General features: G+C 67.0%; 22 protein-coding genes. 12 read left to right on the plus strand and 10 right to left on the minus strand.

Features of this window, described 5'->3' with window-relative positions; all coding sequences use genetic code 11:
• The first annotated feature begins 27 nt into the window (after positions 1-27).
• Positions 28-546 carry a ribosome biogenesis factor YjgA gene (gene yjgA / locus SF06_RS08505; RefSeq protein ID WP_027590578.1) on the plus strand — a complete coding sequence of 173 codons (519 nt, stop codon included), beginning with the start codon at positions 28-30 and terminating at the stop codon, positions 544-546.
• A gap of 98 nt (positions 547-644) precedes the next feature.
• Here yjgA and tldD read toward each other — a convergent pair whose 3' ends face one another.
• From tldD to mreB, 8 genes are all read right to left on the minus strand, one after another.
• Positions 645-2,102, minus strand: a complete 1,458-nt coding sequence (gene tldD / locus SF06_RS08510; protein WP_027590577.1) for a metalloprotease TldD — start codon at positions 2,100-2,102, stop codon at positions 645-647.
• A 2-nt stretch (positions 2,103-2,104) separates the two neighbouring features.
• On the minus strand, positions 2,105-2,956 hold the full coding sequence (locus SF06_RS08515) for a carbon-nitrogen hydrolase family protein (RefSeq protein WP_039560785.1): 852 nt from the start codon (positions 2,954-2,956) through the stop codon (positions 2,105-2,107).
• A 4-nt stretch (positions 2,957-2,960) separates the two neighbouring features.
• Positions 2,961-6,776: a YhdP family protein gene (locus SF06_RS08520; RefSeq protein WP_039560787.1), complete on the minus strand. Its 3,816-nt coding sequence runs from the start codon at positions 6,774-6,776 to the stop codon at positions 2,961-2,963.
• Position 6,777: 1 nt separating this feature from the next.
• Positions 6,778-8,235: a ribonuclease G gene (gene rng, locus SF06_RS08525; protein WP_027590574.1), complete on the minus strand. Its 1,458-nt coding sequence runs from the start codon at positions 8,233-8,235 to the stop codon at positions 6,778-6,780.
• Positions 8,236-8,298: 63 nt separating this feature from the next.
• Positions 8,299-8,889 carry a Maf family protein gene (locus SF06_RS08530; RefSeq protein ID WP_027590573.1) on the minus strand — a complete coding sequence of 197 codons (591 nt, stop codon included), beginning with the start codon at positions 8,887-8,889 and terminating at the stop codon, positions 8,299-8,301.
• Positions 8,890-8,965: 76 nt separating this feature from the next.
• Positions 8,966-9,454, minus strand: a complete 489-nt coding sequence (mreD, locus tag SF06_RS08535) for a rod shape-determining protein MreD (RefSeq protein WP_027590572.1) — start codon at positions 9,452-9,454, stop codon at positions 8,966-8,968.
• A complete protein-coding gene (gene mreC / locus SF06_RS08540; protein ID WP_051587441.1) occupies positions 9,451-10,350 on the minus strand; it encodes a rod shape-determining protein MreC in 900 nt (299 codons plus the stop codon). The genes mreD and mreC overlap by 4 nt, the downstream gene beginning before the upstream one ends.
• 117 nt (positions 10,351-10,467) lie before the next feature.
• The gene (gene mreB / locus SF06_RS08545; RefSeq protein WP_027590571.1) at positions 10,468-11,505 is read right to left on the minus strand and encodes a rod shape-determining protein MreB; all 1,038 of its coding nucleotides are present in this window, start codon (positions 11,503-11,505) and stop codon (positions 10,468-10,470) included.
• 191 nt (positions 11,506-11,696) lie between these two features.
• On the opposite strand from mreB, the gene gatC reads away from it, so the two are divergent.
• From gatC to SF06_RS08570, 5 genes are all read left to right on the plus strand, one after another.
• A complete protein-coding gene (gene gatC, locus SF06_RS08550; RefSeq protein ID WP_027590570.1) occupies positions 11,697-11,984 on the plus strand; it encodes an Asp-tRNA(Asn)/Glu-tRNA(Gln) amidotransferase subunit GatC in 288 nt (95 codons plus the stop codon).
• A 15-nt stretch (positions 11,985-11,999) separates the two neighbouring features.
• Complete coding sequence (gene gatA / locus SF06_RS08555; protein WP_039560789.1) at positions 12,000-13,451, plus strand: Asp-tRNA(Asn)/Glu-tRNA(Gln) amidotransferase subunit GatA; 1,452 nt, start codon at positions 12,000-12,002, stop codon at positions 13,449-13,451.
• A 73-nt stretch (positions 13,452-13,524) separates the two neighbouring features.
• On the plus strand, positions 13,525-14,973 hold the full coding sequence (gene gatB / locus SF06_RS08560; RefSeq protein ID WP_039560791.1) for an Asp-tRNA(Asn)/Glu-tRNA(Gln) amidotransferase subunit GatB: 1,449 nt from the start codon (positions 13,525-13,527) through the stop codon (positions 14,971-14,973).
• Positions 14,974-15,081: 108 nt separating this feature from the next.
• On the plus strand, positions 15,082-15,489 hold the full coding sequence (locus SF06_RS08565) for a septal ring lytic transglycosylase RlpA family protein (RefSeq protein WP_039560793.1): 408 nt from the start codon (positions 15,082-15,084) through the stop codon (positions 15,487-15,489).
• Positions 15,490-15,586: 97 nt separating this feature from the next.
• Positions 15,587-16,669, plus strand: a complete 1,083-nt coding sequence (locus SF06_RS08570) for a calcium/sodium antiporter (protein WP_039560794.1) — start codon at positions 15,587-15,589, stop codon at positions 16,667-16,669.
• Positions 16,670-16,679: 10 nt separating this feature from the next.
• Here the strand turns inward: SF06_RS08570 and lptG are convergent, their stop codons facing one another.
• Both lptG and lptF read right to left on the minus strand, forming a co-directional pair.
• On the minus strand, positions 16,680-17,738 hold the full coding sequence (gene lptG / locus SF06_RS08575) for an LPS export ABC transporter permease LptG (RefSeq protein WP_027590566.1): 1,059 nt from the start codon (positions 17,736-17,738) through the stop codon (positions 16,680-16,682).
• On the minus strand, positions 17,735-18,841 hold the full coding sequence (lptF, locus tag SF06_RS08580) for an LPS export ABC transporter permease LptF (protein WP_039560797.1): 1,107 nt from the start codon (positions 18,839-18,841) through the stop codon (positions 17,735-17,737). The genes lptG and lptF overlap by 4 nt, the downstream gene beginning before the upstream one ends.
• 143 nt (positions 18,842-18,984) lie before the next feature.
• Here lptF and SF06_RS08585 point away from each other — a divergent pair, with 143 nt between their 5' ends.
• The 6 genes from SF06_RS08585 to SF06_RS08610 all read left to right on the plus strand — a co-directional run bounded on the left by SF06_RS08585 (position 18,985) and on the right by SF06_RS08610 (position 26,166).
• Positions 18,985-20,472 (plus strand): leucyl aminopeptidase, encoded by a 1,488-nt coding sequence (locus SF06_RS08585; RefSeq protein WP_027590564.1) that lies wholly within the window; start codon positions 18,985-18,987, stop codon positions 20,470-20,472.
• Between the two features lie 55 nt (positions 20,473-20,527).
• On the plus strand, positions 20,528-20,947 hold the full coding sequence (locus tag SF06_RS08590; RefSeq protein ID WP_039560798.1) for a DNA polymerase III subunit chi: 420 nt from the start codon (positions 20,528-20,530) through the stop codon (positions 20,945-20,947).
• Between the two features lie 16 nt (positions 20,948-20,963).
• Positions 20,964-21,293, plus strand: coding sequence for a DNA polymerase III subunit chi (locus SF06_RS08595; protein WP_234703314.1), 330 nt, complete (start codon positions 20,964-20,966; stop codon positions 21,291-21,293).
• A 110-nt stretch (positions 21,294-21,403) separates the two neighbouring features.
• Positions 21,404-24,238 (plus strand): valine--tRNA ligase, encoded by a 2,835-nt coding sequence (locus SF06_RS08600; RefSeq protein ID WP_039560799.1) that lies wholly within the window; start codon positions 21,404-21,406, stop codon positions 24,236-24,238.
• 199 nt (positions 24,239-24,437) lie between these two features.
• On the plus strand, positions 24,438-25,817 hold the full coding sequence (nhaD, locus tag SF06_RS08605) for a sodium:proton antiporter NhaD (RefSeq protein WP_039560801.1): 1,380 nt from the start codon (positions 24,438-24,440) through the stop codon (positions 25,815-25,817).
• Between the two features lie 52 nt (positions 25,818-25,869).
• Entirely contained in the window at positions 25,870-26,166 is a 297-nt protein-coding gene (locus SF06_RS08610) for a winged helix-turn-helix domain-containing protein (protein WP_039560802.1), read from the plus strand.
• The last annotated feature ends 2 nt before the right edge of the window (positions 26,167-26,168 follow it).

Here is a 26,168-nt window from a genome sequence, read left to right on the forward strand (position 1 = left end):
GCGCGCATTATCCACTGGATGCGCCCCATGTCTGAATTCCACGACGACTTCCCCGAAGAGAAGAGCAAATCCCAGGTCAAGCGCGAGCTGCATGCACTGCAGGAGCTGGGCCAGCGCCTGACCACCCTCAAGCCCGAGCTGCTGGACCGGCTGCCGATCACCGAGGCCTTGCGTCGCGCCCTGGCCGATGCACCCAAGCACACCGCCAATGTGGCCAAGAAGCGCCACGTCCAGTACATCGGCAAGCTGATGCGCGAGCAGGACATCCCGGCCGTTCTCGCCCTGGTTGACCAGATGGACGCCTCGACCCGCGAATACAACGAGCGCTTCCACGCCCTGGAGCGCTGGCGCGACCGCCTGCTGGGCGGCGGCGATGCGGACCTGGACGCCTTCGTGACGGCCTATCCGGACACCGACCGCCAGCACCTGCGCGGCCTGCTGCGCCAGGCCCAGCACGAGGCGGCCCACAACAAACCGCCGGCCGCCGCGCGCAAGGTGTTCAAGTACCTGCGCGAGCTGGACGAGCTGCAGCGCGGGCTGCGCTAATCCAACTCGAACGTTCGTAGGGTGGGCAACTCGCGCAGCGATTGCCCACCGCCTGCGCGCCGGTAGACAAGGCTGCGCCGTTGTCTACCCTACGGCATTCAATTCCCGGTTCCGCCCACGGTGATCGCATCGATCTTCAGCGTCGGCTGGCCGACGCCCACCGGCACCGACTGACCGTCCTTGCCGCAGGTGCCCACGCCACTGTCCAGCGCCAGGTCGTTGCCGACCATCGACACCTGGTTCATCACCTCCGGACCATTGCCGATCAGGGTCGCACCCTTGACCGGCGCGGTGATGCGCCCGTCCTCGATCAGGTAGGCCTCGCTGGTGGAGAACACGAACTTGCCGCTGGTGATGTCCACCTGGCCGCCGCCGAGGCTGGCGCAGAACAGCCCGCGCTTCACCGAACGAATGATCTCCTCCGGCTCGCTCTGCCCGGCCAGCATGTAGGTGTTGGTCATGCGCGGCAGGGTCAGGTGCGCGTAGGACTCGCGCCGCCCGTTGCCGGTGGAGGCCACGCCCATCAGCCGGGCGTTCAGCTTGTCCTGCATGTAGCCCTTGAGCACGCCGTTCTCGATCAGCGTGGTGCACTGGGTCGGGGTGCCCTCGTCGTCCAGGCTCAGCGAGCCCCGGCGCTTGGCCAGCGTACCGTCATCAACAATGGTGCACAGCGGCGAGGCCACCTGTTCACCGATCCGGCCGCTGTAGGCCGAGCTGCCCTTGCGGTTGAAGTCGCCCTCCAGGCCATGGCCGACCGCCTCGTGCAGCAGCACGCCGGACCAGCCGGGGCCGAGCACCACCGGCAGCGTGCCGGCCGGGGCGGCGATCGCCTCCAGGTTGACCAGCGCCTGGCGCAGGGCCTCGCGCGCGTAGCCCATCGCCCGGTCCTCATGCTCGTTCAGCTGTTCGAGGAAGAAGCGATAGTCGGTGCGCCCGCCGCCGCCATGGCTGCCCCGTTCGCGGCGGCCGTTCTGCTCGACGATCACGCTCACGTTGAAACGCACCAGCGGACGGATGTCGGCACCCAGGCTGCCATCGCTGGCGGCGATCAGCACCTGGTCCCAGACGCCGGCCAGACTGACCGTCACCTGCTGGATGCGCGGGTCCAGCGCGCGCGTCGCCCGGTCGATGCGCTTGAGCAGCTCCACCTTGGCCGAGCGCTCCAGCACGTCGAGCGGATTGGCATGGGCATACAGGTGGCGCACCTGCGGCGCGGAGAACGCCTGTACCCGGCCCTGCTGGCCGGACCGCGCGATCGAGCGGGCGGCGCGGCAGGCAGCGGCCAGGGCCGTTTCGTCGATGGCGTTGCTGTAGGCGAAGCCGGTCTTCTCGCCGGACTGGGCGCGCACGCCGACCCCCTGATCGAGGTGGAAACTGCCTTCCTTGACGATGCCGTCCTCCAGGATCCAGGACTCCGACACCAGCGACTGGAAGTACAGGTCGGCGGCGTCTATGCCCGGACCCGCCAGCTCGCCCAGCAGACGCGGCAATTGCTCGATGCTCAGGCCACCTGGGGCCAGCAGCCGCTCGCTGACAGGCAATAACAGATCGTTCATGGTCACTCCGAATACTTCGCCCGCGACGCCGCGAGCGACACTGAAAAGCGCCGGTGACGGTGCACCGGCATGTTCTGGCGAACCCCGGCCTGCGCCTGCGCATCGCGCCGCACCAGACACAGACCCTCGCCACGTGGCGGGGCGGCATGCAACACGCCCCAGGGGTCGACGATCGCCGAATGGCCGTGGGTTTCCCGCGGTCCCGGGTGCTCGCCGCCCTGCCCGGCCGCCAGCAGGTAGCACTGGGTCTCGATGGCTCGGGCGCGAATCAGTACCTCCCAGTGCGCCGCGCCAGTCACCGCCGTAAAGGCCGCTGGCGCGCTGATCAATTCGGCACCGCGCTCACGCAGCGCCGCATACAGCTCCGCGAAGCGCAGGTCGTAGCAAACGGTCAGCCCCAGACGGCCGACCGGTGTCTGCGCCACCACCAGATGCTCGCCGGGATCGAAGTCCGCCGACTCACGATAGCTGCCCCGGGCATCACCGACATCGACATCGAACAGGTGGAGCTTGTCATAGCGCGCCACCCGCTCGCCGTGGGCGTCGATCAGCAGCGAGCAGGCACGCGGCTTGGCAGTGGGCCTGTCATCCGGTGGCAGCGGCAAGGTACCGGCAACGATCCACAGGCCCAGCTCGCGCGCCGTTCGGCGCAACCAGGGCAGGACCGGGCCGTCGCCCTGCGCTTCCAGCCGCCCCAGCGCGGCCAGGTCGGCATGCCCCATGGCGGCGAAGTTCTCGGGCAGCACCGCCAGTCGCGCACCCTCGGCGGCGGCCTGCTCCAGCAGACCGCGCGCACTGCGCAGGTTGGTCGGCACATCGGCGCCGCTGACCATCTGGATAACGGCAAGGTTCATGGCTTCAGTCCCTCGGCTTCCCGGGTACGATGCGGGGCGCATTGAGCGGGCCGCTGATGGAATACTCCACGGCGGCGAAACGCGACATCTGGTTGCCCAGCAGGCGATCCACCAGGAACAGCGCCCCGCCCAGTACCGGCGCACCGGCGATCAGTGCGGCCAGCGGCAGGTTGTTGGTCAGTGGCAGGGTTACCAGCATGCGCACATCCACCTGCTCGCTGACCATGTTCAGGCTGCCGGTCATTTCCAGGTTGGCCGAAGGGCCGGTCAGGGTCGTCGGTGCCAGGTTGGTGTACAGACCATTGCGGGCCAGCAGCTTGCCCCGGACCCGATCATAGCTGAGGCCACGCCCGAACAGATCGGAAAAGTCCAGCCGCAGGCGACGGCCGATGGCATCGAAGTTCAACAGGCCGAATACCCGCAGCGCCGAGGCGGAGCCCTGCAGTTCGGAGAACTGGCCGTTGCGCAGATCGGCATCTAAGGTGCCGGAAAAGTTGGCCAGGCGCAGCGCGCTCGGCGCACCCGGCCAGTTGCCATCAACCTGCAGGCTGAAGCGCTCGCTGCTGGCCGTCGGGGCGAAGCCCCAGGCCTTGAGGATCTTGCTCAGGTCGCCCCCGTGCAGGCGGCCGCGGAACCAGCTGGCATCCGCGCCGTTGAGGCGCGACCAGCCGGCCTCGCCATTGATCTTCAGGCCCTTTAAGTCGAGGGCCAGCTCGCGCAGCGCCCAGCCACTGCCACTCGGACGCGCAAGAAACGACCAGGCGCCCAGTGGCTCGTCGCCCAGCAGCACCTGGTCGATGCGCAGATCGACGGCTGGCAGCGTGCGCGGATCGATGCCCGCCAGCGCATCTCCCCTCTTGCTGTCGGCGGTCGGCGCCGGCAGACGCAGCTGTTCCAGCTGTACGCGCAGCGGCCGCGCGGCATCGTCGGGCACCAGGATGTCACCGGCAATCACCCGGCTGTCCAGGTCCAGCGCCCAGGCCTGTGATACACGACGTACGCGCACCAGCAGATCCTGCGGGTCGATTCCCACGCCGGTCAGGCGCCCGATATGCAGCTGCCCCTCGCGCAGCAGCGGCGTGCCGCCCGGCTCACCCGCGCTGCTGCCGTAGCGCTGCCAGAAGGTACGCCAGGCGGGGACGTCAACGCTGTCAAGCCGGCCGCGCAGCCGCACACCCTCGGCGCTCGGCGGCGGTGCCAGGCCCAGCCCCAGGCGCACCTCACCGCGCAGCTGCTGCCAGTCCTGCCCCGGCATGCTCAGCGCCAGGCTGAGGAAATCGTTGTAGTCGAGCCAGTAGCGCTGCTGTGGGCCGCCCAGACTCATGCGCCAGTCGGCATACCGCGCTTCGGCCGCGCGCTTGCCGAACGGGGCCGGCAGGTCGAGAGCGACACCCTGCAGGCTGGAGTCCACGCGCAACAGACTGTCATTGCCGTCCAGGCGCAGGCGCAGGCGATACGGCAGCAGGCCACTGGCCGGCAGCGGCCGGCCCTGCCCCAGCCACTGGGCCAGGCGATCAACCGGCATGCGCCCCTGGACATCCACCAAGGTGCGCTGGCGGCCGCCGACGGTATCGCTGTCGATCCGCCCCTGCAGGCCTTGTTCCAGGAAGCGCGCGCGCAGCCCTCGAGCGCTGAGGCCGCTCCGGGTCTGGTAACGAAATTCGCCGTAGAGGCTGTCGAGCTCCAGGCCGGGCAGGTACGGCAACCTGAGCCGCGCGCCCTTGGGCGTGAACTGCACGTCGGCCTGGGGGGCATGGCCGGCATCCAGGGGAATGTCCAGGCGCAGCGCCGCTTCCACGTCGCCCTCCCCCTCCCATCCGGCAAACGCCTCGGCAGTAGGCATAGTCCTGTTCCGCAGGATCTGCAGAGCATCGGTTACCGAGCTGAGCAACCGCGCATTCACAAGCAGACGGCTGGGCTGGCCGGGTTCGGCATGCGGGACCGCGAAGCTGGCCTCGCGGATGCGGCTGTTCAGCAGGCGGCCATCGCTGAGCGCGACACGCACGCCGCTATCCTCGACGAACAGTTCGCCACGCCCCTCGCGCAACATCGGCCAGCCTGGCTGGTAGTCCAGCTCTGCATCGCGCACTTTGAAGTACAGCGCCAGGCTGCGCGCCTCGGGTGGCACGCCCGCATTGAGCGCACCCTGATACTGGAAGAAACCCTGCTCCAGCTCGCCACCTCGGATGGCCCGCTGCAGCCAGTCGGCCAGCGCCGGACTAAGGGCTGCGCTGGCGGTGGGCAGGTACTTGCCGGCGAAGCGCGCGTCCCCCTCGCGCAGGCTGACACGCAAATCCATGTAATCTTCGGCGGCCGGATCATGGGCAAACCGCAGCATGAAATCCCCGGCCAGGCGGCCTTCCTCGCCATCCAGCGAAAGATAGGGGGCCCAGAGGCTGAAGCCCTCCTCGCCCAGACGCCAGCCCAGCCGTCCCTGGGCACGACGGTACCGCCAGGGCGCGGGAAACAGCTGCGGCAGATGCAGCATCAGGTCACGGCTGTCGATCTGCAGTTCGCCGCCCGCCAGATTGCCGTCCAGACGCCCCCTCACCCCCGCCGCGGCCGGTACGCCGCGATGCGCGGCGAACCCAACGCCTTCCAGGTTCAGCGTATAGCGCAGCCGCTCGGCCGGCTCGGCATCCGGCTGATAGCTCAACTGGATGTTGCGCAGCTGACCTTCCGGGCGCAGCGCCTGCAGCCACTCGCGCGCCGGCTCCGGCAGCGGCGCCAGTTGCTGGACCAGCGGCACCAGCGGCGCCAGGCTCAGGCGATCGCTGGCCAGGTCCCAACGGTCGGTATCCCGCTGTTCCTCCAGGCGCAGGCGCGCCTCGCCCCAGCGCGTGCCGTCGAGCGTCACCGCCAGCGAGTCCACAAGCAGGCGCCGGCCGTTCGGACCGGGTTCGAAATAGGTACTGAGGCTGAGTTCTTCCAGGCGCACCGGCGCCTGATCGGCATAACTCACCTGCGCCAGCGGCAGGTGCAGCCGCATCACCGCACGCTGCAGGGTGCGCTCTGACCAGCGCGCCCAGACTTCACCGCCACCCACTAGCCGTTGCAGGTGCCAGTCGCCCAGCAAGCCCTCGGGCAACCAGCGCGCCCAGTCGCTCTGCGGCAAGCGCAGGTAGAGATCGGCGCTGGCCTCCTGCCAGCGGCTGGGACGTAGCCGGAGATCCAGATGCAGGGCCAGCGGCTTGCCGTCCGGCAGCAGCAGGCGGCCATCCAATCGGTGCAGGTCACCCCCCTCGCTGAGGTCGAGGTTGAGATTCAGGTAGGAGAGATTCAGCGGCACGCCCTGGCGTGGCTGCACGATCAGTTGGCTGTCCACCACAGAAACATGCTTGAAGCGGCGCAACTGCCGCAGCCAGTGGGCGGGGTCCACGCCACTCTGCGCCTCGCTCTGCACCTGCCCCTGCGGCACGCCGGCCAGAGACCAGCGTCCGTCCTGATCCTGACGCAACAGCAGCTGTACACCTCCCAACTCCAGCCCCTGCAGACGCGGTTGCCAGTGCAGCAGGCTGCCCAGCAGATCGGGACGCAGGCGCAGCTGGTCGATGCGCAGCCCGGCTTCCTCACCCAGGCTGATGTCGCGTGCCACCAGCTCCGGCAGGAAGCCGTTCATGCGCGCGCTCAGGCGGCCGATGCGCAACGGCGTGCGCAGCGCCTCGCTGGCCCGCTGCTCCAGCGTCTCGCGATAGTCGGCGAACAGGGGCGCCAGCTCGCGGCCCAGGCTGACGTACAGGGCGGCCAGCACCAGCCCAGCCGCCAGCAGACCCAGGCACAGGCGCAACAGACTGTTGAGCAGGCGAAGCGGCGAAATCACGTCAGAGCAGCACCACGTCGTACTGTTCCTGCGAGTATTCACGCTCGACCTGGAACTTGATGGTGCGCCCGATGAACGCCTCGAGGTCCGCCACGTTGCCGGACTCCTCGTCCAGCAGGCGGTCGACCACCTTCTGGTTGGCCAGCACCAGGTAGGCTTCGGCCTGGAAGGCGCGCGCCTCGCGCAGGATCTCGCGGAAGATCTCGTAGCAGATGGTTTCCGCCGTCTTCAGCTTGCCGCGCCCCTGGCAGGCGCTGCAGGGCTCGCAGAGCACCTGTTCGAGGCTTTCCCGGGTGCGCTTGCGGGTCATCTGTACCAGGCCCAGCTCGGTGATGCCGATGATGTTGGTCTTGGCGTGATCGCGCTCCACCTGCTTCTCCAGGGTGCGCAGGACCTGGCGGCGGTGTTCCTCGTCCTCCATGTCGATGAAGTCGATGATGATGATGCCACCCAGGTTGCGCAGCCGTAGCTGGCGGGCGATGGCCATGGCCGCTTCGAGGTTGGTCTTGAAGATGGTCTCTTCGAGGGTGCGATGGCCGACGAACGCGCCGGTGTTGACGTCGATGGTGGTCATCGCCTCCGCGGGGTCGATGATCAGGTAGCCGCCGGACTTGAGCAGCACCTTGCGCTCCAGGGCCTTCTGGATCTCGTCCTCCACACCGTAGAGGTCGAAGATCGGCCGCTCGCCGGGGTAGTGCTCCAGGCGATCAGCAATTTCCGGCATCAGCTCGGCGACGAACTGGCCGACCTTCTGGAAGGTTTCCCGCGAGTCGATACGGATCTTCTCGATGCCCGGATGCACCAGGTCACGCAGGGTGCGCAGCGCCAGGGGCAGGTCCTCGTAGATCACCGAGGGGGCCTCGGCGGTCTGCATCTGCGCGGCGATCTGCCCCCACAGGCGGTGCAGGTAACGGATGTCGGCGAGAATTTCGTCGGCGCCGGCACCTTCGGCGGCGGTGCGCAGGATGAAGCCGCCGGCCTGCTCGATGCCCTCCTTCGCCACGCACTCGGCCACCACCTGCTTGAGGCGCTCGCGCTCGGCCTCGCCCTCGATCTTCAGGGAGATGCCCACATGGCGCGTGCGCGGCATGTAGACCAGGTAGCGGGAAGGAATCGACAGGTGCGTGGTCAGCCGCGCGCCCTTGGTGCCGATGGGGTCCTTGGTGACCTGCACCACCAGGCTCTGGCCGTCGTGCACCAGGGCGCTGATCGGCTCGATGGCGCTGCCTTCGCGCTGGGAGATCTCCGAGGCATGGATGAAGGCGGCCCGCTCCAGGCCGATGTCGACGAAGGCCGCCTGCATGCCGGGCAGCACGCGGACGACCTTGCCCTTGTAGATGTTGCCAACGATGCCGCGACGCTGGGTGCGCTCGACATGCACCTCCTGCAGTACACCGTTCTCGACCACGGCCACGCGCGATTCCATCGGCGTGATGTTGATCAGAATTTCTTCGCTCATGGCTGATTCCTGAAAAATGACCGAAGCCGGATGACGGCTTCGCGTGAACATCCTGTTCCCAGCCTATAACGTTCCCGACCAACAGGGCACGCCGAACGCGGCCAGCAGTTCGGCGGTTTCGCACAGCGGCAGGCCGACCACCCCGGAATAGCTGCCCTGCAGTTCGCGCACGAACACCGCGCCCAGCCCCTGAATCGCATAGCCACCGGCTTTGTCGGCGGGCTCGCCGCTGTCCCAGTAGCGGGCGGCTTCCTCGTCCGCAATGGCGCGGAAGGTGACGCGGCTTTCCACCAGGCGCACTTCGCAGCGCCGGGCATCGGCGAGGGCCACGGCGGTCAGCACCTGGTGAGTCTGGCCGGACAGGGCCGCGAGCATCGCCAGCCCGTCGGCGCGATCGGCCGGCTTGCCAAGGATCCGGCCGGCCAGCACCACGGTGGTGTCGGCCCCCAGCACGCACAGCGGCTGCGCGGGGTCCAGGCGCGCCAGCGCGGCCTGAGCCTTCTCCTGCGCCAGGCGCTGCACGTATGCGGCGGGAGCTTCGTTAGGTCGGGGAGTCTCGTCGATGTCCACCGGCAGCAGGTCGTGCACGACGCCGATCTGGGTCAGCAATTCGCGGCGTCGCGGCGAGGCCGAGGCGAGGTATAGCGCGGGCATGTCAGATCCTTCCAAATATCCGAAGCCCGGCTACGCGTACAGCGGTTACGCAGCCGGCAAGATTCCTAGCGGGCGGCTAATAGACGTCGAAGCGACGGCGCAGCCAGTGCAGGGCCAGGTACAGCCAGAACCAGAGAATCGAGCTGGTCAGGACCGGCACCAGGAACAGCAGCGTCGGCGGCCGGTTGCCCGCCAGGGTGTTGAGCCACAGCAGCACCAGCTGCGCGATACCTAGAATCACCATCAGCACCATGGCCTGCTGCCAGAGCGGAAACATGCGCAGGCGCTGCTGCAGGTTCAGCACCAGAAAGACGATCAGCGCGAGCGGGATGCCATTGAGCCCCAGCAAGGTGCCGGACAGCACATCCAGCAGCAGCCCGAAGCCCCAGGCCAGCGCCATGCCGCCGCGATGCGGCAGGGCCAGCGCCCAGTAGGCAGCCACCAGGCCCAGCCACAGCGGGCGGATGAGATCCAGGTTCCCGGGCAGCGGCGCGACACTGAGCAGCAGGGCGACCAGCAGGGTGGCCCAGATAACCCAGCCGTTGTTGGGACGTTCGCTGCTCACGGCTCCAGCTCCTGATCCTGCGCCTCGACCGGCTCGCTCGGCGGCTCCACCTCGTGATCGGCGTCGACCCGATCCTGCGCGAGGCCGGCGGCGCTGGCGCGTTCCTCGGGCGTGCGTGCATCGCTGAACACCAGCAGCAGGTGTCGGCTGCGGTTGAGCATCGCGGTCGGCAGTGCCTGGACCTGCAGGAAAGCCTGGCCGGCGTCATGCACCACGGACTTGACCCGTGCCACCGGATAGCCCGCCGGGAAGCGCTGGCCCAGACCGGAGCTGACCAGCAGGTCGCCTTCCTTGATGTCCGAGGTTTCCGGCACGTGGCGCAGCTCCAGATAGTCGGAACCGCTGCCGCTGGCGATGGCACGCAGCCCGTTGCGGTTCACCTGTACCGGCACGCTGTGCACGCTGTCGGTAATCAGCAGGACCCGCGCGGTATAGGGCATCACCTCGACCACCTGGCCCATCAGCCCGCTGGCGTCGAGCACCGGCTGGCCGACGAACACGCCGTCACGCGAGCCCTTGTCGATGATGATGCGCTGGGTGAAGGGGCTGGGATCGAGACCGATCAGCTCGCTGATGATGACCTTGTCATCGACCAGCGCGGCGGAGTTGAGCAGTTCGCGCAGACGCACGTTCTGTTCGGTGAGGGTGGCGAGTTTCTGCAGGCGGCGCTGCAACAGCAGCGCCTCGGTCTTCAGTTGCTGGTTCTCGGCAATCAGTTCGCTGCGGCTGGCCACCTGCTCGCTCATGCCTTCCCAGACCCGCAGCGGCAGGTCGGTCAGCCAATAGACCGGGGTGAGCAACAGACCAAGCTGGCTGCGCAGCGGCTTGAGGGTTTCGAAGCGGGCATCCACCACCATCAGCACGACCGAAAGCACGGTAAGCACCAGCAGGCGCACACTCAGCGCAGGGCCTTTGACGAATAAGGGTTTGATGGGCGGATCCTCGCTGGGTGCCTGGTCAGTGCGTCCGGCCGCAAAGCCGCGTTGCCCGAGGGCCGGACGCCGCTACAAGGCTCACTCGGTGGACAGCAGGTCCATGGAGTGGCGATCCATCATCTCCAGTGCGCGACCGCCGCCACGAGCCACGCAGGTCAGCGGGTCCTCGGCGATGATCACCGGCAGGCCGGTTTCCTGGGACAGCAGCTTGTCCAGGTCGCGCAGCAGCGCGCCGCCGCCGGTCAGCACCAGGCCGCGCTCGGCGATGTCCGAGGCCAGTTCCGGCGGCGACTGTTCGAGGGCGCTCTTGACCGCCTGGACGATGGTCGCTAGGGATTCCTGCAGGGCTTCCAGCACTTCGTTGGAGTTGAGGGTGAAGCTGCGCGGCACCCCTTCGGCCAGGTTGCGGCCACGCACGTTCATCTCGCGGACTTCGCCGCCCGGGAACGCGGTACCGATTTCCTGCTTGATGCGCTCGGCAGAGGATTCGCCGATCAGCGAGCCGTAGTTGCGGCGCACGTAGGTGACGATGGCTTCGTCGAAACGGTCGCCACCGACACGCACGGATTCGGCATACACCACACCGTTCAGGGAGATCAGGGCGATCTCGGTGGTGCCGCCACCGATGTCGACGACCATGGAGCCGCGGGCCTCCTCGACCGGCAGGCCGGCGCCGATGGCGGCAGCCATGGGCTCTTCGATCAGGAACACTTCGCGGGCGCCGGCGCCGAGCGCGGACTCACGAATGGCGCGGCGCTCCACCTGGGTGGATTTGCAGGGCACACAGATCAGCACGCGCGGCGACGGCTGCAGGAAGCTGTTCTCGTGCACCTTGTTGATGAAGTACTGCAGCATCTTCTCGCAGACGCTGAAGTCGGCGATCACGCCGTCCTTCATCGGACGGATGGCTGCGATGTTGCCCGGGGTACGACCCAGCATGCGCTTGGCTTCGCTACCAACAGCGACGACGGTTTTCTGGTTTCCGGTGCTACGGATGGCGACGACAGAGGGTTCGTCGAGCACGATGCCGCGTTCGCGCACATAAATCAGGGTATTGGCTGTGCCCAGGTCGATCGACAGATCGCTGGAAAACATGCCACGCAGTTTTTTGAACATTAGTCGGGGACCCTAAAGGCAACGCGTGGAAAAAAGGCAGCTGACTCTAGCAAAGTGGGGGAATTTTGGGCAAGGCTGGCTCTGTGTTAGATTGCCACGCTCACGACCGGGCCAGAGGCCCGATGCATCGGCATTTCGCGGGGCAGCGCCATCGCGGCCCCGCCTTCCGCGCGTTTCCTGGAGACTCCCCGATGGCGCTTGAACGCTCCGACGTGGAAAAGATCGCCCACCTGGCCCGCCTGGGGCTCGGCGAAAGCGAGATTCCGCAAACCACCGAGACCCTGAACAACATCCTCGGCCTGATCGACGCCATGCAGGCTGTGGACACCGACGGTGTCGAGCCGCTGGCCCACCCGCTGGAAGCCACCCAGCGCCTGCGCGCCGACGTGGTCACCGAGCAGAATCATCGCGATGACTACCAGGCCATCGCCCCGGCCGTGGAAAACGGCCTGTACCTCGTGCCGAAAGTCATCGAATAAAGGAAAGGGTTTCCCATGCACCAACTGACCCTGGCCGAGATCGCCCGCGCGCTGGCCGCCAAGCAGTTTTCCGCCGAAGAGCTGAGCCGCGCGCTACTGGGCCGCATCCACCAGCTCGACCCGCAATTGAACAGCTTCATCACCGTCACCGAGGACCTGGCCCTCGAACAGGCCCGCGCCGCCGACGCTCGTCGCGCCGCCGGCGAGAGCGGCGCCCTGCTCGGCGCGCCGATTGCCCACAAGGACCTGTTCTGCACCCAGGGCGTGCTGACCAGCTGCGCCTCGAAGATCCTCACCGGCTTCAAGGCGCCGTACGACGCCACCGTGGTCGAGAAGCTCGCCGCCGCCGGCGCCGTCAGCCTCGGCAAGCTGAACATGGATGAGTTCGCCATGGGCTCGGCCAACGAGTCCAGCCATTACGGCCCGGTGAAAAACCCCTGGGATACCAGCTGCGTACCGGGCGGCTCCTCCGGCGGCTCGGCCGCCGCCGTGGCCGCGCGACTGATCCCGGCCGCCACCGGCACCGACACCGGCGGCTCGATCCGCCAGCCGGCGGCACTGACCAACCTCACCGGCCTCAAGCCCACCTACGGGCGTGTGTCGCGCTGGGGCATGATCGCCTACGCCTCCAGCCTCGACCAGGGTGGCCCGATCGCCCGCACCGCCGAGGATTGCGCGCTGCTGCTCGGCGCCATGGCCGGCTTCGACCCGAAGGATTCCACCTGCGTCGACCAGCCGGTGGACAACTACCTGGCCGCGCTGAACCAGCCGCTGGCCGGCCTGCGCATCGGCCTGCCGAAGGAGTACTTTGGCAACGGACTGGACAGCCGCATCGCCGAGCGCGTGCTGGCCGTGGTCGAGGAGCTGAAGAAGCTCGGCGCCACCGTCAAGGACATCAGCCTGCCGAACATGCGGCACGCCATCCCGGCGTACTACGTGATCGCCCCGGCCGAGGCCAGCTCCAACCTGTCGCGCTTCGACGGCGTGCGCTTCGGCTACCGCTGCGAGAACCCGGTCAACCTCGAAGACCTGTACAAGCGTTCGCGCGGCGAAGGCTTCGGCGCCGAGGTGAAGCGCCGCATCATGGTCGGCACCTACGCGCTGTCGGCGGGCTACTACGACGCCTACTACCTGAAGGCGCAGAAGATCCGCCGGCTGATCAAGAACGACTTCGTCGCCGCCTTCAGCGAGGTGGACCTGATCCTCGGCCCGACCACACCAAACCCGGCCTGGAAGCTCGGCGAAAAGGCCAACGACCCGGTCGCCGCCTACCTGGAAGACATCTACACCATCACCGCCAACCTGGCCGGCATTCCGGGCCTGTCCATGCCGGCCGGCTTCGTCGACGGCCTGCCGGTGGGTGTGCAGCTGCTGGCACCGTACTTCCAGGAAGGCCGCCTGCTCAACGTGGCGCACCAGTACCAGCAGGTCAGCGACTGGCATACCCGCGCGCCGGAAGGGTTTTAAAAGGCTTGCCCCCTCTCCCCAGCCCCTCTCCCGCGAGGGGAGAGGGGCTTACAGAATTCGAGGAACGCCCCACATGCAATGGGAAACCGTGATCGGCCTGGAAATCCACGCCCAGCTCTCCACCCAATCGAAGATCTTCTCGGCCAGCGCCACCACCTTCGGCGCCGAGCCCAACACCCAGGCCAGCCTGGTCGACCTGGGCATGCCGGGCACCCTGCCGGTGCTGAATGAGCAGGCCGTGCGCATGGCGGTGAAGTTCGGCCTGGCCATTGACGCCGAACTGGGCCGCACCAATGTGTTCGCGCGCAAGAACTACTTCTACCCGGACCTGCCCAAGGGCTATCAGACCAGCCAGATGGACCACCCCATCGTCGGCAAGGGCCACCTGGACATCACCCTGGAAGACGGCACGGTCAAGCGCATCGGCATCACCCGCGCGCACCTGGAAGAAGACGCCGGCAAGAGCCTGCACGAGGACTTCCATGGCATGTCCGGGATCGACCTGAACCGCGCCGGCACGCCGCTACTGGAAATCGTCTCCGAACCGGACATCCGTTCGGCCAAGGAAGCGGTGGCCTACGTCAAGGCCATCCACGCCCTGGTGCGCTACTTGGGGATCTGCGACGGCAACATGGCCGAAGGCTCGCTGCGCTGCGACTGCAACGTGTCGGTGCGCCCCAAGGGCCAGGAAACGTTCGGCACCCGCGCCGAGATCAAGAACGTCAACTCGTTCCGCTTCATCGAGAAGGCGATCAACCACGAGATCCAGCGGCAGATCGAGCTGATCGAGGACGGCGGCAAGGTCATTCAGGAAACCCGCCTGTATGACCCGAACAAGGACGAGACCCGCTCCATGCGCGGCAAGGAAGAAGCCAACGACTACCGCTACTTCCCCTGCCCCGACCTGCTGCCGGTGGTGCTGGAGGACAGCTTCATCGAGCAGGTGCGCGGCGAGCTGCCGGAGCTGCCGACCGAGAAGCGCGCACGCTTCGAAAGCCAGTTCGGCCTGTCGACCTACGACGCCAGCGTGCTGAGCGCCAGCCGCGAAATGGCCGACTACTTCGAGGCCGTGCAGCAGGTCTGCGGCGACGCCAAGCTGGCCGCCAACTGGGTGATGGGCGAGCTGTCCAGCCTGCTCAACAAGGAAGGCCTGGACATCGAGCAGTCGCCGGTCTCTGCCGCCCAGCTCGGCGGGCTGATCCAGCGCATCCAGGACAACACCATCAGCGGCAAGATCGCCAAGATGGTCTTCGAAGCCCTGGCCGCCGGCGAAGGCGCGACGGCCGATGCGATCATCGAAAGCAAGGGCCTCAAGCAGGTCACCGACAGCGGCGCCATCGAAGCCATGCTGGATGAGGTGCTGGCGGCCAACGCCGAGCAGGTCGAGCAGTACCGCGCCAGCGACGAGGCCAAGCGCGCCAAGATGTTCGGCTTCTTCGTCGGCCAGGCCATGAAGGCCTCCAAGGGCAAGGCCAACCCCGGCCAGGTGAACCAATTGCTCAAGAAGAAACTCGAAGGTTGATTACCCGTCGGCCATGGAAGGCCGGCACCGGGGCATGCCGTATCCGGGCGGATCACCGGCATGCCGTTATCCTGCCCATCGTGGGCGCCTAACCCATCCGGTCCTCGCATGCGTTATCTCTTTATCCTGCTCAGCGCCGTTCTGTTATTCGCCTGCAGCAACCCCGGCAACCAGCACACCGCGCTGCTTCCCGCCCCGGTCGAAGCCAGCCCGCACAAGACCCTGGAAGGCAAGGCCTCCTGGTATGGCCCCCGCTTTCACGGTCGCAAGACCGCCAGCGGCGAGCCCTTCGACCAGTATGACCTCACCGCCGCCCATCGCAGCCTGCCCTTCGGCACGCGTGTGAAAGTCACCAACCTGAAGAACGGCAAGTCGGTGGTGGTGCGCATCAACGACCGCGGCCCCTATGCCAAGGGACGGGTGATCGATCTGTCGCGCGCCGCCGCCAAACGTCTGGACATGCTGCGCAGCGGTGTCGCCCAGGTGCGCGTGGAGCGATTGACCAGCCGCAATTGAATACCTTTTTCTCGCCCTGATGGCGTGGCCGGCACAAGCGCGGCCCCGCTGAACGAAACCCTTCGGGCCCGCCGGCCCGCTTCCAGGATGCACATTCATGAGTCTGATGACGTTCGTCTATCTGATCGCGGGGCTGATCCTGCTGGTGATCGGCGCCGAGCTGCTGGTACGGGGCGCCGCGCGCCTGGCCGCGCGCTTCGGCATCTCACCCCTCGTGATCGGCCTGACCGTGGTGGCCTTCGGCACCAGCGCGCCGGAAACCGCCGTCAGCGTGCAGTCGGCACTGGCCGGCAGCGGCGACCTGGCGATCGGCAACGTGGTGGGCAGCAATATCGCCAACGTGCTGCTGATCCTCGGCCTCACCGCGCTGATCGCGCCGCTCACGGTGTCGCGCCAGCTGATCCGCCTGGACGTGCCGATCATGATCGGCGCCAGCCTGGTGGTGTTTGCCCTGGCCTGGGATGGCGAGCTGAGCCGCCTCGACGGCGCCCTGCTGTTTGCCGCCGTGGTGACCTACACGCTGTTCCTGATCGTGCAGAGCCGCAAGGATCCGGGCAGTGCCAGCGATGAGTTCGGCACCGAATACGGCCTGCACGAGACGCCCAGGCCCTACGCCTGGGCCCGCGATCTGCTGTTGCTGGTCGCCGGTCTGGCGCTGTTGGTGGGTGGCGCCAACCTGCTGGTGGAAGGTGCCGTGTCGCTGGCGCGGGCGCTGGGCTTTTCCGAGCTGGTCATCGGCCTGACGGTGATCGCGGTCGGCACCTCGTTGCCAGAGCTGGCCACCTCGCTGATTGCCGCCGTCAAGGGCGAGCGCGATATCGCGGTAGGCAACATCGTCGGCAGCAACATTTTCAACCTGCTCGCCGTACTCGGCCTGGCCTCGCTGGTATCGCCTGCGGCGATCTCGGTCTCCCCCAACGCCCTGGCCTTCGATTTCCCGGTGATGATCGCCGTGGCCGTGGCCTGCCTACCGGTGTTCTTCGTCGGCTACCGGATCAACCGCTGGGAAGGCCTTCTGTTCCTGGCTTACTACGTCGCCTACACCAGCTATCTGGTGCTGTTCAGCGTCGGCTTGCCGCAAGCCAGCATTCTCGGTCATGCCCTGGTCGGCTACGCCCTGCCGCTGACCGCCGTCACCCTGCTGGTGATCGCTGGCAACGCCTGGCGCCGCCAGCGCTGAATCCCTCAGGTCAGCCTGCGCGCTGCAACAGCCGCAGGCCGATCAGGGCACAGACCGCGCCCGGCAGCACCACCGCCAGCAGGGGCGAGAAGCCGAATACCAGACTGGCCGGGCCGAGCAGGTCCTGGATGATGCGGAACACGAAGCCCACCAGCACGCCGGTGAAGATGCGCTGGCCGAGGGTCACCGAGCGCAGCGGGCCGAAGATGAAGGAGATGGCCAGGATCACCAGCGAGGCGGTGATCAGCGGCTGCAGCACCTTGCCCCAGAACGCCAGCCAGTAGGGGCCGTTGTCCAGCCCCTGGCCGCCGAGGAAGCGCGCGTACTGCCACAGGCCACTGATGGACAGGGCGTCCGGTTCGGTGATCAGGGTGCCTACCAGCTGCGGCGTCAGTTCCACCCGCCAGATCTCGGTGGGCTGTCGGATAACCTCGGTGCTCTGCTCGGCGAAACGCGTGCCGACCACTTCGTGCAAGACCCAGTGATCGCCGACGAACTCGGCGCGGGCGGCAAAGCTCGACTCCCGCAGCACCCGCGCGTCATCGAAGGTAAAGCGCGTGATACCCAGCATCACGCCATCGCTGCGCGCGGCGTTGATGTGCACGTACTGGTTGCCTTCCCGATGCCACAACCCCTTGGAGCTCAGCGCCTGACCACCGTTGCGCGCCATTTCGCGCTTGAAATCGGCGAGTACCTCGGTTTTCGGCATCACGAATTCGGACAACGCCAGGCCCAGCACCATCAGCAGCAGCATCGGCGCCATTACCGCCCCGACGATACGCACCAGCGGCACACCGGAAGCGCGCATCACCGTCAGTTCGCTGCTGCTCGCCAGCGTGCCCAGGCCGATCAGGCAGCCGATCAGCGCGCCCATCGGCAGCAATTCATACAGACGGCGTGGCGAAGTCAGCAGCACATACTCGATCACCTCGGGCACGCCGTACTGGCCGCGCATGAAAGCCAGCTCATCGATCAGCGCGAACAGCAGCGACAATCCCCACAGGACCCCGAGGACCGCCAGAATGGACATCAGCACCTGGCGACCGATGTAACGATCCAGCCGGTTCATGGGCGACCCTCCTGCCGGGCGGCGCGCAGCGCGGCCCACTTCAACGACAGCGGCTCCCAGAAGAAGATCAGCGCGCCAATGATCAGGAACAGCAGGTGCACCCACCAGAGGCCGATCTGCGGGGGGATGCCGCCCTTTTCCACCTGGCTGCGCATGGCGATCAGCAGGCCGAGATAACTCATGTACAGAAACAGCGCCGGCAGCAGCTTGAGGTAACGGCCCTGGCGCGGGTTGGCCTTGGCCATCGGCACGGCGAACAGGGTCATCACCAGCACGATGAGCGGCAGCGACAGACGCCACTGCAGCTCCGCCTGCTGGGCCCGGCCGGCGTGTCCCCACAGGCTGGCGGTGGGATCATCATCCAGGCTGCGATTAGGGGTCAGGCCGCCCTCCGGGCTGGGCAGCAGCACGCCGTAGCGGTCGTACCGCAGCACCCGGTAATCCGCCTGGCCCGGGACGCCGTCGTACCGGTAGCCGTTCTCCAGAACCAGATAGCGTCGGCCATCCTCCTGGATCAGCTGCCGACCGGTTTCGGCCACCAGGTTGGTGATCTGCCCATTCTTGTCACGCTCAGTGATGAACACGCCGTTCAGCACCGTTCGCTCGGCATTCAGGGACTCGGTGTAGGTCACCCGGCTGCCGGAGCTCAGCTCCTGGAAGCGCCCCGCGGACAGCGTCTCCAGTTCGCTCAGGTTCTTCTGCGACGCCAGCAGTTCCCACGAGGACTGGGCGCTGGTCGGCGCCAGCGCCAGCGACAGCCAGCCCACCACCAGCGCCAGCAGCGCGGCCGGTCCCAGGGTGTAGAGCAGCAGGCGCTGCTGGCTCATGCCGGACGCCGACAGCGCGGCCATTTCGCTTTCCAGGTACAGGCGGCCGTAACTGAGCATGATCGCCAGGAAGAAGCCCAGCGGCAGGATCAACTGCAGGAAACCCGGCATGCGATAGAGCATCACCCACATCAGCACGCTGGGGTCGAGCATGCCCTGCGCCGCCTGTGCCAGGTACTTGATGAAGCGCCCGCTCATGATGATCACCAGCAGCACGGCGCTGACCGCGGTGGCGGTGACCAACAGCTCGCGGGACAGGTAGCGGAAGATGATCACACGGGGCACTCCAGGGTTGTCAGCCGCGGGCGGCAACGCTCACACTAGCCGCATTCTCGGGCCGGCCCACCGTCCGGCGAGCCACTGAAATCAGCCGGCGATTATCCTGCAAAGCCGACCCTTTGTCTTGGGGACACACAGCAATGGAATTCCTTGTCAAAAATACCCGCCCGGAAACCCTGAAGACCGCCACGCTGGTGCTGGCGGTCGGCGAAGACCAGCAGCTGGGCGAGCAGGCCCGTGCGGTGGACACCGCCAGCGAGGGCGCGCTGGGCGCGCTGCTCAAGCGTGGCGACCTGGCCGGCAAGCCGGGCCAGACTCTGCTGCTGCAGGGCCTGCCGAACATCAAGGCCGAGCGCATCCTGCTGGTCGGCCGCGGCAAGGAAGACTCCCTGTCCGCCAAGCAGTTCCGCAAGGTGCTCGGCGCCACCTTCGGCGTGCTCAAGGAACTGGCCGGCGGCGATGCCGCGCTGGCCTTCGACGACGTGCAGGTCAAGGACCGCGACGCCTACGGCCGCGCCCGCCTGATCGCCGAGTGCCTGGCCGACGGCAACTACGTATTCGACCGCTTCAAGAGCGAAAAGGCCAAGCCGCGCAAGCTGAAGAAGATCACCCTGCTGACCGCCGCCACCGATGACGCCGAGCGCGCCACCCGCCAGGCCAGCGCCATCGCCGCCGGCATGGCACTGGCCCGCGATCTGGGCAACCTGCCGCCGAACCTGTGCCACCCGAGTTTCCTGGCAGAACAGGCCGAGGCGCTGGCCGTCGAGCACAAGCACCTGAAGGTCGAAATTCTCACCGAGAAAAAGCTGCGCGAGCTGGGCATGGGCGCCTTCCTCGCCGTGGCCCAGGGCAGTGAGCAGCCGCCGCGACTGATCGTCCTGCAGTACCAGGGCGCGAAGAAGAAAAGCGAGCAGCCCTACGTGCTGGTCGGCAAGGGCATCACCTTCGACACCGGCGGCATCAGCCTCAAGCCCGGCCCGGGCATGGACGAGATGAAGTACGACATGTGCGGCGCCGCCAGCGTGCTCGGCACCTTCAAGACCGTGCTGGAACTCGGCCTGCCGATCAACCTGGTCGGCCTGCTGGCCTGCGCGGAGAACATGCCGAGCGGCCGCGCCACCCGCCCGGGCGACATCGTCACCACCATGAGCGGGCAGACCGTGGAGATCCTCAACACCGACGCCGAAGGCCGCCTGGTGCTGTGCGACACCCTGACCTACGCCGAGCGCTTCAAGCCCAAGGCCGTAGTGGATATCGCCACCCTGACCGGCGCCTGCATCGTCGCGCTGGGCAGCCAGACCTCCGGCCTGATGGGCAACGACGACGCCCTGGTGCAGCAGCTGCTGGGCGCCGGCGTCGCCGCCGACGACCGCGCCTGGCAGCTGCCGCTGTTCGACGACTACCAGGAACAGCTGGACAGTCCGTTCGCCGACATCGCCAACATCGGCGGCCCGAAGGCCGGCACCATCACCGCCGCCTGCTTCCTGTCGCGCTTCACCAAGGCGTATCCCTGGGCGCACCTGGATGTCGCCGGCACCGCCTGGATCAGCGGCGGCAAGGAAAAGGGCGCCACCGGCCGCCCGGTTCCGCTGCTTACCCAGTACCTGCTGGACCGCAGCGAGGGCTGATCCTCCCGCGCGGGCGTCGAGATCCGGCGCCCGCCTCACCTGACCCGGAAGCCGCATGCCACGCGTCGAGTTCTACGTCCTGCCCGATACCGATACGCGCCAGCGCCTCAAGGTCGCCTGCCAGCTGGCCGGCAAGGCCTGGCGAGCCGGCCTGACCGTGTTCATCCGCGGCGCGGACGAGGCCGACTGCGAAGCGCTGGACAACCTGCTGTGGAGCTACCGCAGCGCCAGCTTCATCCCCCACAACCGCCACGAGGATGGCGCGGATGCTCCGGTGGTGATCGGCGTCGACCAGCAACCGGCCCATGCGCAGGGTCTGCTGATCAACCTGCACCCCGATCTGCCCGCCGACCCCGAGCGCTACAGCCGGGTGATCGAGATCGTCAACCAGGCGCCCGAGCTGCTGACCATCTGCCGGGAACATTTCCGCCAGTACCGCCAACGCGGCTATGCTCCACAGCGTGTCGAACTCTGAGCGTCCACCAGCCGTCATGGAACGCAAACCGCCGCCCCGCCCCACTTCCCCGCTGCAAAGTCCGGGCGCGCAACGCCCTCGGGTCGCCCCCGAGCCGCCGTTGCTCACCGATGCCCTGGATGCCGATGGCATTCCCGTGCTCAGCGATGTGCTCGAGCCGGGCGTTCTCCCGCCAAAGCCGGCCGCCGCGCCGAGTACCGAGCGGCGCAGCAACGACGAGTTGCGCAATGCGGCCGAGCTGGTCTTCCAGGAAGTGCTGGATGAGTACCTGCCGCGCATCGAGGACGAAATCCGCAAGCGGCTGCGCCAGCGCATGAGCACTCTGATCCGCGCCGGGAAGTCGTAACGGGAACGCGCCGCAGGGAAATTCGTGCGGCAAAAGCCGCTCCCACAGGCATCGCGGCTTTGCCTTATACTCACCGGCTTTTTCCGATCAGCCGTTAAGGGTCCCGCCGCATGGACAAGACCTACCAGCCGCACGCCATTGAATCCCGTTGGTACGCCGAATGGGAGGCGAACAACTATTTCGCCCCGCAAGGGTCCGGCGAGTCCTACACCATCGCCCTGCCGCCGCCGAACGTGACCGGCAGCCTGCACATGGGCCATGGTTTCAACAACGCGATCATGGATGCGCTGATCCGCTTCCGCCGCATGCAGGGTCGCAACACCCTGTGGCAGCCGGGCACCGACCACGCCGGCATCGCCACCCAGATGGTGGTGGAGCGCCAGCTGGCCGCGCAGAACCTGTCGCGCCATGATCTGGGCCGCGAGAAGTTCCTGGAGAAGGTCTGGGAATGGAAGGAGCAGTCCGGCGGCACCATCACCCGGCAGATCCGTCGCCTGGGCAGCTCGGTGGACTGGTCGCGCGAGCGCTTCACCATGGACGAAGGCCTGTCCGAGGCAGTCAAGGAAGCCTTTGTGCGCCTGCACGAGGACGGCCTGATCTACCGCGGCAAGCGCCTGGTCAACTGGGACACCAAGCTGCACACCGCCATTTCCGACCTGGAAGTGGAGAACCACGACGAGAAGGGCCATCTCTGGCACCTGCGCTATCCGCTGGCCGAGGGCGCGAAGACCGCCGAAGGGCTGAGCTACCTGGTGGTGGCCACCACCCGCCCGGAAACCATGCTCGGCGACGCCGCCGTGGCCGTGCACCCTGAGGACGAGCGCTACAAGGACCTGATCGGTCGCCACGTGCTGCTGCCGCTGGTCAACCGCCTGATTCCCATCGTCGCCGACGAGTACGTCGACCGCGAGTTCGGCACCGGCTGCGTGAAGATCACCCCGGCCCACGACTTCAACGACTATGAAGTCGGCAAGCGCCACAACCTGCCGCTGATCAACATCTTCGACAAGAACGCCGCCGTGCTGGCGCGCGCCCAGGTGTTCAACCTGGACGGCAGCGTCAACGAGCACGTCGATGCCGAACTGCCGGCCGCCTATGCCGGCATGGACCGCTTCGATGCCCGCAAGGCCATCGTTGCCGAGTTCGAGGCCATGGGCCTGCTGGAGAAGATCGACGATCACGCCCTGAAGGTACCCAAGGGTGACCGTTCCGGCACGGTCATCGAGCCCTGGCTGACCGACCAGTGGTACGTGTCCACCAAGCCGCTGGCCGAGAAGGCCATCGCCGTGGTGGAGAGCGGCGAGATCCAGTTCGTGCCCAAGCAGTACGAGAACATGTACTTCAGCTGGATGCGCGACATCCAGGACTGGTGCATCAGCCGCCAGCTGTGGTGGGGTCACCGTATCCCGGCCTGGTATGACGAAGCGGGCAACGTCTACGTCGGCCGCGACGAGGCGGAGGTGCGCAAGAAGCACGGCATCCGCAACGACGAGGCGCTGCGCCAGGATGACGACGTGCTGGACACCTGGTTCAGCTCCGGCCTGTGGACCTTCTCGACCCTCGGCTGGCCGCAGCAGACCGACTTCCTGAAGACCTTCCACCCCACCGACGTGCTGGTCACCGGCTTCGACATCATCTTCTTCTGGGTCGCCCGGATGATCATGCTGTCCACCCACCTGATGGGCGAGATCCCGTTCAAGACCGTCTATGTCCATGGCCTGGTGCGCGACAGCCAGGGCCACAAGATGTCCAAGTCCAAGGGCAACGTGCTCGACCCGCTGGACATCGTCGACGGCATCGACCTGGAAACCCTGGTGGCCAAGCGCACCAGCGGCATGATGCAGCCCAAGCTGGCCGAGAAGATCGCCAAGCAGACCCGCGCCGAGTTCCCCGACGGCATCGCCAGCTACGGCACCGACGCCCTGCGCTTCACCTTCTGCTCGCTGGCCTCCACCGGTCGCGACATCAAGTTCGACATGGGCCGCGTCGAGGGCTACCGCAACTTCTGCAACAAGCTGTGGAACGCCACCAACTTCGTGCTGGAGAACACCGACGGCAAGGACTGCGGCGTCAACGATGAGCCCGTCGAGCTGTCCGCCGTGGACCGCTGGATCATCTCCGCGCTGCAGCGCTGCGAGGACGATGTCACCCGCCACCTGGACGCCTTCCGCTTCGACCTGGCCGCCCAGGCCCTCTACGAGTTCATCTGGGACGAGTACTGCGCCTGGTACCTGGAGCTGGTCAAGCCGGTGCTGTGGGACGAGAACGCTCCCGCCGAGCGCCTGCGCGGTACCCGCCGCACCCTGGTGCGCGTGCTGGAGGTGATCCTGCGCCTGGCCCATCCGATCATGCCGTTCATCACCGAAGAGATCTGGCAGCGCATCAAGGGCCTGGCCGGCAAGGAAGGCCCGACCCTGATGCTGCAACCCTGGCCGGTGGCGAACGAGGCCAGGCTGGACGCCGATGCCGAGGCCGACATCGCCTGGGTGAAGACCTTCATGCTCGGCGTGCGGCAGATTCGCGGCGAGATGAACATCTCCATGGCCAAACGCATCAACGTGGTGCTGGCCAACGCCAGCGAGCAGGATCGCCGCCGCCTGCGCGACTTCGAGCCACTGCTGGCCAAGCTGGCCAAGCTGGAATCGGTGCGCGTACTGGGCGCCGAGGAGCGCGAGCCGCTGGCCGCCATCGCCCTGGTCGGCGAGATGCGCGTGCTGGTGCCGATGGCCGGGCTGATCGACAAGGATGCCGAGCTGGCGCGCCTGGACAAGGAAATCGCCCGCCTGCAGGGCGAGGTGCAGCGCGTCGGCGGCAAGCTGTCCAACGCCAGCTTCGTCGACAAGGCCCCGCCGGCGGTGATCGACAAGGAACGCGCCAAGCTGGCCGAAGCCGAACAGGCCCTGGCCAAGCTGGTCGAACAGCACAAGCGCATCGCCACGCTGTAATCCCCGAAGCCCGGAAGCAGATCCCTTCGCGATCTGTTTCCGGGTTTTACTGCGCGCTTGACCTGCGACAATTTCGCTCACCCGTCCAAACAGGCATAATGCCCAGCCATGACGGATGATGGCGCCTGGCTATTACCTCATTAGCTCCACGCCAGCCGAGCCTCCCGCGCACGAATCCCCTCACTTTGGAGTCATGTCCATGTATCTCCTGATGGCAGCCATCTTTATCGTTGGCTATTTGTGCATCGCGCTCGAACATCCGCTCAAGCTCGACAAGGCCGCCTCGGCCATCCTCACCGCCGCCCTCACCTGGGCGGTGCTCGTTCTGGGCGCCGACCAGATCCTGCCGCTCCTAGAGCTCGGCACCCACAACCCGGCGGACTCCTCCGCCTTCGTCGTGGGCGAACTGCGCCACCACCTGGGCGAGATCGCCGAGATCCTGTTCTTCCTGCTCGGCGCCATGACCATCGTCGAACTGATCGACGCCCACGGCGGCTTCAAGGTGATTACCGACCGCATCCACACCCGCAAGCGTGTGTCGCTGCTGTGGATCATCGGCCTGCTGACCTTCTTCCTGTCCGCAGTACTGGACAACCTGACCACCACCATCGTGATGATCTCGCTGCTGCGCAAGCTAGTACGCGGCCGGCCGGAACGCTGGTTGTACGTGGGCGTCGTGGTGATCGCCGCCAACGCCGGCGGCGCCTGGTCACCGATCGGTGACGTGACCACCACCATGCTGTGGATCGGCGGCCAGATCACCGCCCAGGGCGTGATCACCCAGCTGTTCATCCCCAGCCTGATCTGTCTGCTGGTGCCGCTGATCGTGCTGAGCTTCCGCCTGCACGGCGAGGCGCCGCGTCCGCGCAGCCAGAAGCACCTGGGTGAGAAACACCCGCCCGTCACCACCGACTTCGAGCGCAACCTGGTACTGGCCCTAGGCCTGGGCGCCCTACTGTTCGTACCGGTGTTCAAGACCGTCACCGGCCTGCCGCCCTACATGGGCATCCTGTTCGGCCTCGGCGTGCTGTGGGTCGCCACCGAGATGCTGCACCGCAACAAGCTCGCCGAGCACAAGCACCCACTGTCGGTGATCGGTGTGCTGCACCGCGTCGACACCCCGAGCATCCTGTTCTTCCTCGGCATCCTGCTGGCGGTATCCTCGCTGGCCACCGCCGGTCACCTGACCCAGGTTGCAACTCTGCTGCGCGACAGCCTGGGCAACATCTTCGCCATCAACTACGCCATCGGCCTGCTCTCCGCCGTGGTCGACAACGTGCCGCTGGTGGCCGGCGCCATGAAGATGTACCCGCTGGTCAGCGACGGCATGCTGGCCTCCGCCGCCGCCGAGGACTCTGGCTGGCTTTCCCAGTTCATCACCGACGGTCGCTTCTGGGAATTGCTGGCCTTCTGCGCCGGCACCGGCGGCAGCTCGCTGATCATCGGCTCGGCCGCCGGCGTGGCCGCAATGGGCATGGAGCGCATCGGCTTCTTCTGGTACATCAAGCGGGTCAGCCTGCTGGCCTTCCTCGGGTACACCGCCGGCGCGGCCGCCTACTTCGCGATCAACATGCTCTGATGTTCCTCCTCCGGGGCGCTACGGCGCCCCGCCTGACAAGGAAGTCACCTCCATGCCACCGAGCAAGACCAAGACCAGCTTCTACCGCCGCCTGTACGTGGCCTGGCTGATCCACAGCGACACCGCCAGCAGCGTGCCGGCCATCATGGCCGCCACCGGCATGCCGCGCCGCACCGCCCAGGACACCCTGGAGGCACTGGCCGAGCTGGACATCGACTGCACCTTCGAGCAAGGCGACGGCGAACGCCACAACGCCGGCCGCTACCGCATTCGCGACTGGGGCCCGATCGATCCGCGCTGGATCGAAAACCATCTGCCGCAACTGAAGGCCATCCTCGGCTACCCCTGACT

The organism is Pseudomonas flexibilis (genome assembly GCF_000802425.1).
Lineage (GTDB): Bacteria > Pseudomonadota > Gammaproteobacteria > Pseudomonadales > Pseudomonadaceae > Serpens > Serpens flexibilis.

Bases quoted from the DNA above. Each gene is read 5' to 3' on its own strand.
- rng (WP_027590574.1), bottom strand. From the start codon at position 8,235: ATGAGCGAAGAAATTCTGATCAACATCACGCCGATGGAATCGCGCGTG.
- SF06_RS08595 (WP_234703314.1), top strand. From the start codon at position 20,964: ATGGAACGCAAACCGCCGCCCCGCCCCACTTCCCCGCTGCAAAGTCCG.
- gatB (WP_039560791.1), top strand. From the start codon at position 13,525: ATGCAATGGGAAACCGTGATCGGCCTGGAAATCCACGCCCAGCTCTCC.
- SF06_RS08530 (WP_027590573.1), bottom strand. From the start codon at position 8,889: ATGCCCGCGCTATACCTCGCCTCGGCCTCGCCGCGACGCCGCGAATTG.
- SF06_RS08600 (WP_039560799.1), top strand. From the start codon at position 21,404: ATGGACAAGACCTACCAGCCGCACGCCATTGAATCCCGTTGGTACGCC.
- SF06_RS08565 (WP_039560793.1), top strand. From the start codon at position 15,082: ATGCGTTATCTCTTTATCCTGCTCAGCGCCGTTCTGTTATTCGCCTGC.
- tldD (WP_027590577.1), bottom strand. From the start codon at position 2,102: ATGAACGATCTGTTATTGCCTGTCAGCGAGCGGCTGCTGGCCCCAGGT.
- SF06_RS08570 (WP_039560794.1), top strand. From the start codon at position 15,587: ATGAGTCTGATGACGTTCGTCTATCTGATCGCGGGGCTGATCCTGCTG.
- SF06_RS08610 (WP_039560802.1), top strand. From the start codon at position 25,870: ATGCCACCGAGCAAGACCAAGACCAGCTTCTACCGCCGCCTGTACGTG.
- yjgA (WP_027590578.1), top strand. From the start codon at position 28: ATGTCTGAATTCCACGACGACTTCCCCGAAGAGAAGAGCAAATCCCAG.
- SF06_RS08590 (WP_039560798.1), top strand. From the start codon at position 20,528: ATGCCACGCGTCGAGTTCTACGTCCTGCCCGATACCGATACGCGCCAG.
- lptG (WP_027590566.1), bottom strand. From the start codon at position 17,738: ATGAACCGGCTGGATCGTTACATCGGTCGCCAGGTGCTGATGTCCATT.
- nhaD (WP_039560801.1), top strand. From the start codon at position 24,438: ATGTATCTCCTGATGGCAGCCATCTTTATCGTTGGCTATTTGTGCATC.
- mreB (WP_027590571.1), bottom strand. From the start codon at position 11,505: ATGTTCAAAAAACTGCGTGGCATGTTTTCCAGCGATCTGTCGATCGAC.
- SF06_RS08585 (WP_027590564.1), top strand. From the start codon at position 18,985: ATGGAATTCCTTGTCAAAAATACCCGCCCGGAAACCCTGAAGACCGCC.
- gatA (WP_039560789.1), top strand. From the start codon at position 12,000: ATGCACCAACTGACCCTGGCCGAGATCGCCCGCGCGCTGGCCGCCAAG.
- gatC (WP_027590570.1), top strand. From the start codon at position 11,697: ATGGCGCTTGAACGCTCCGACGTGGAAAAGATCGCCCACCTGGCCCGC.
- SF06_RS08515 (WP_039560785.1), bottom strand. From the start codon at position 2,956: ATGAACCTTGCCGTTATCCAGATGGTCAGCGGCGCCGATGTGCCGACC.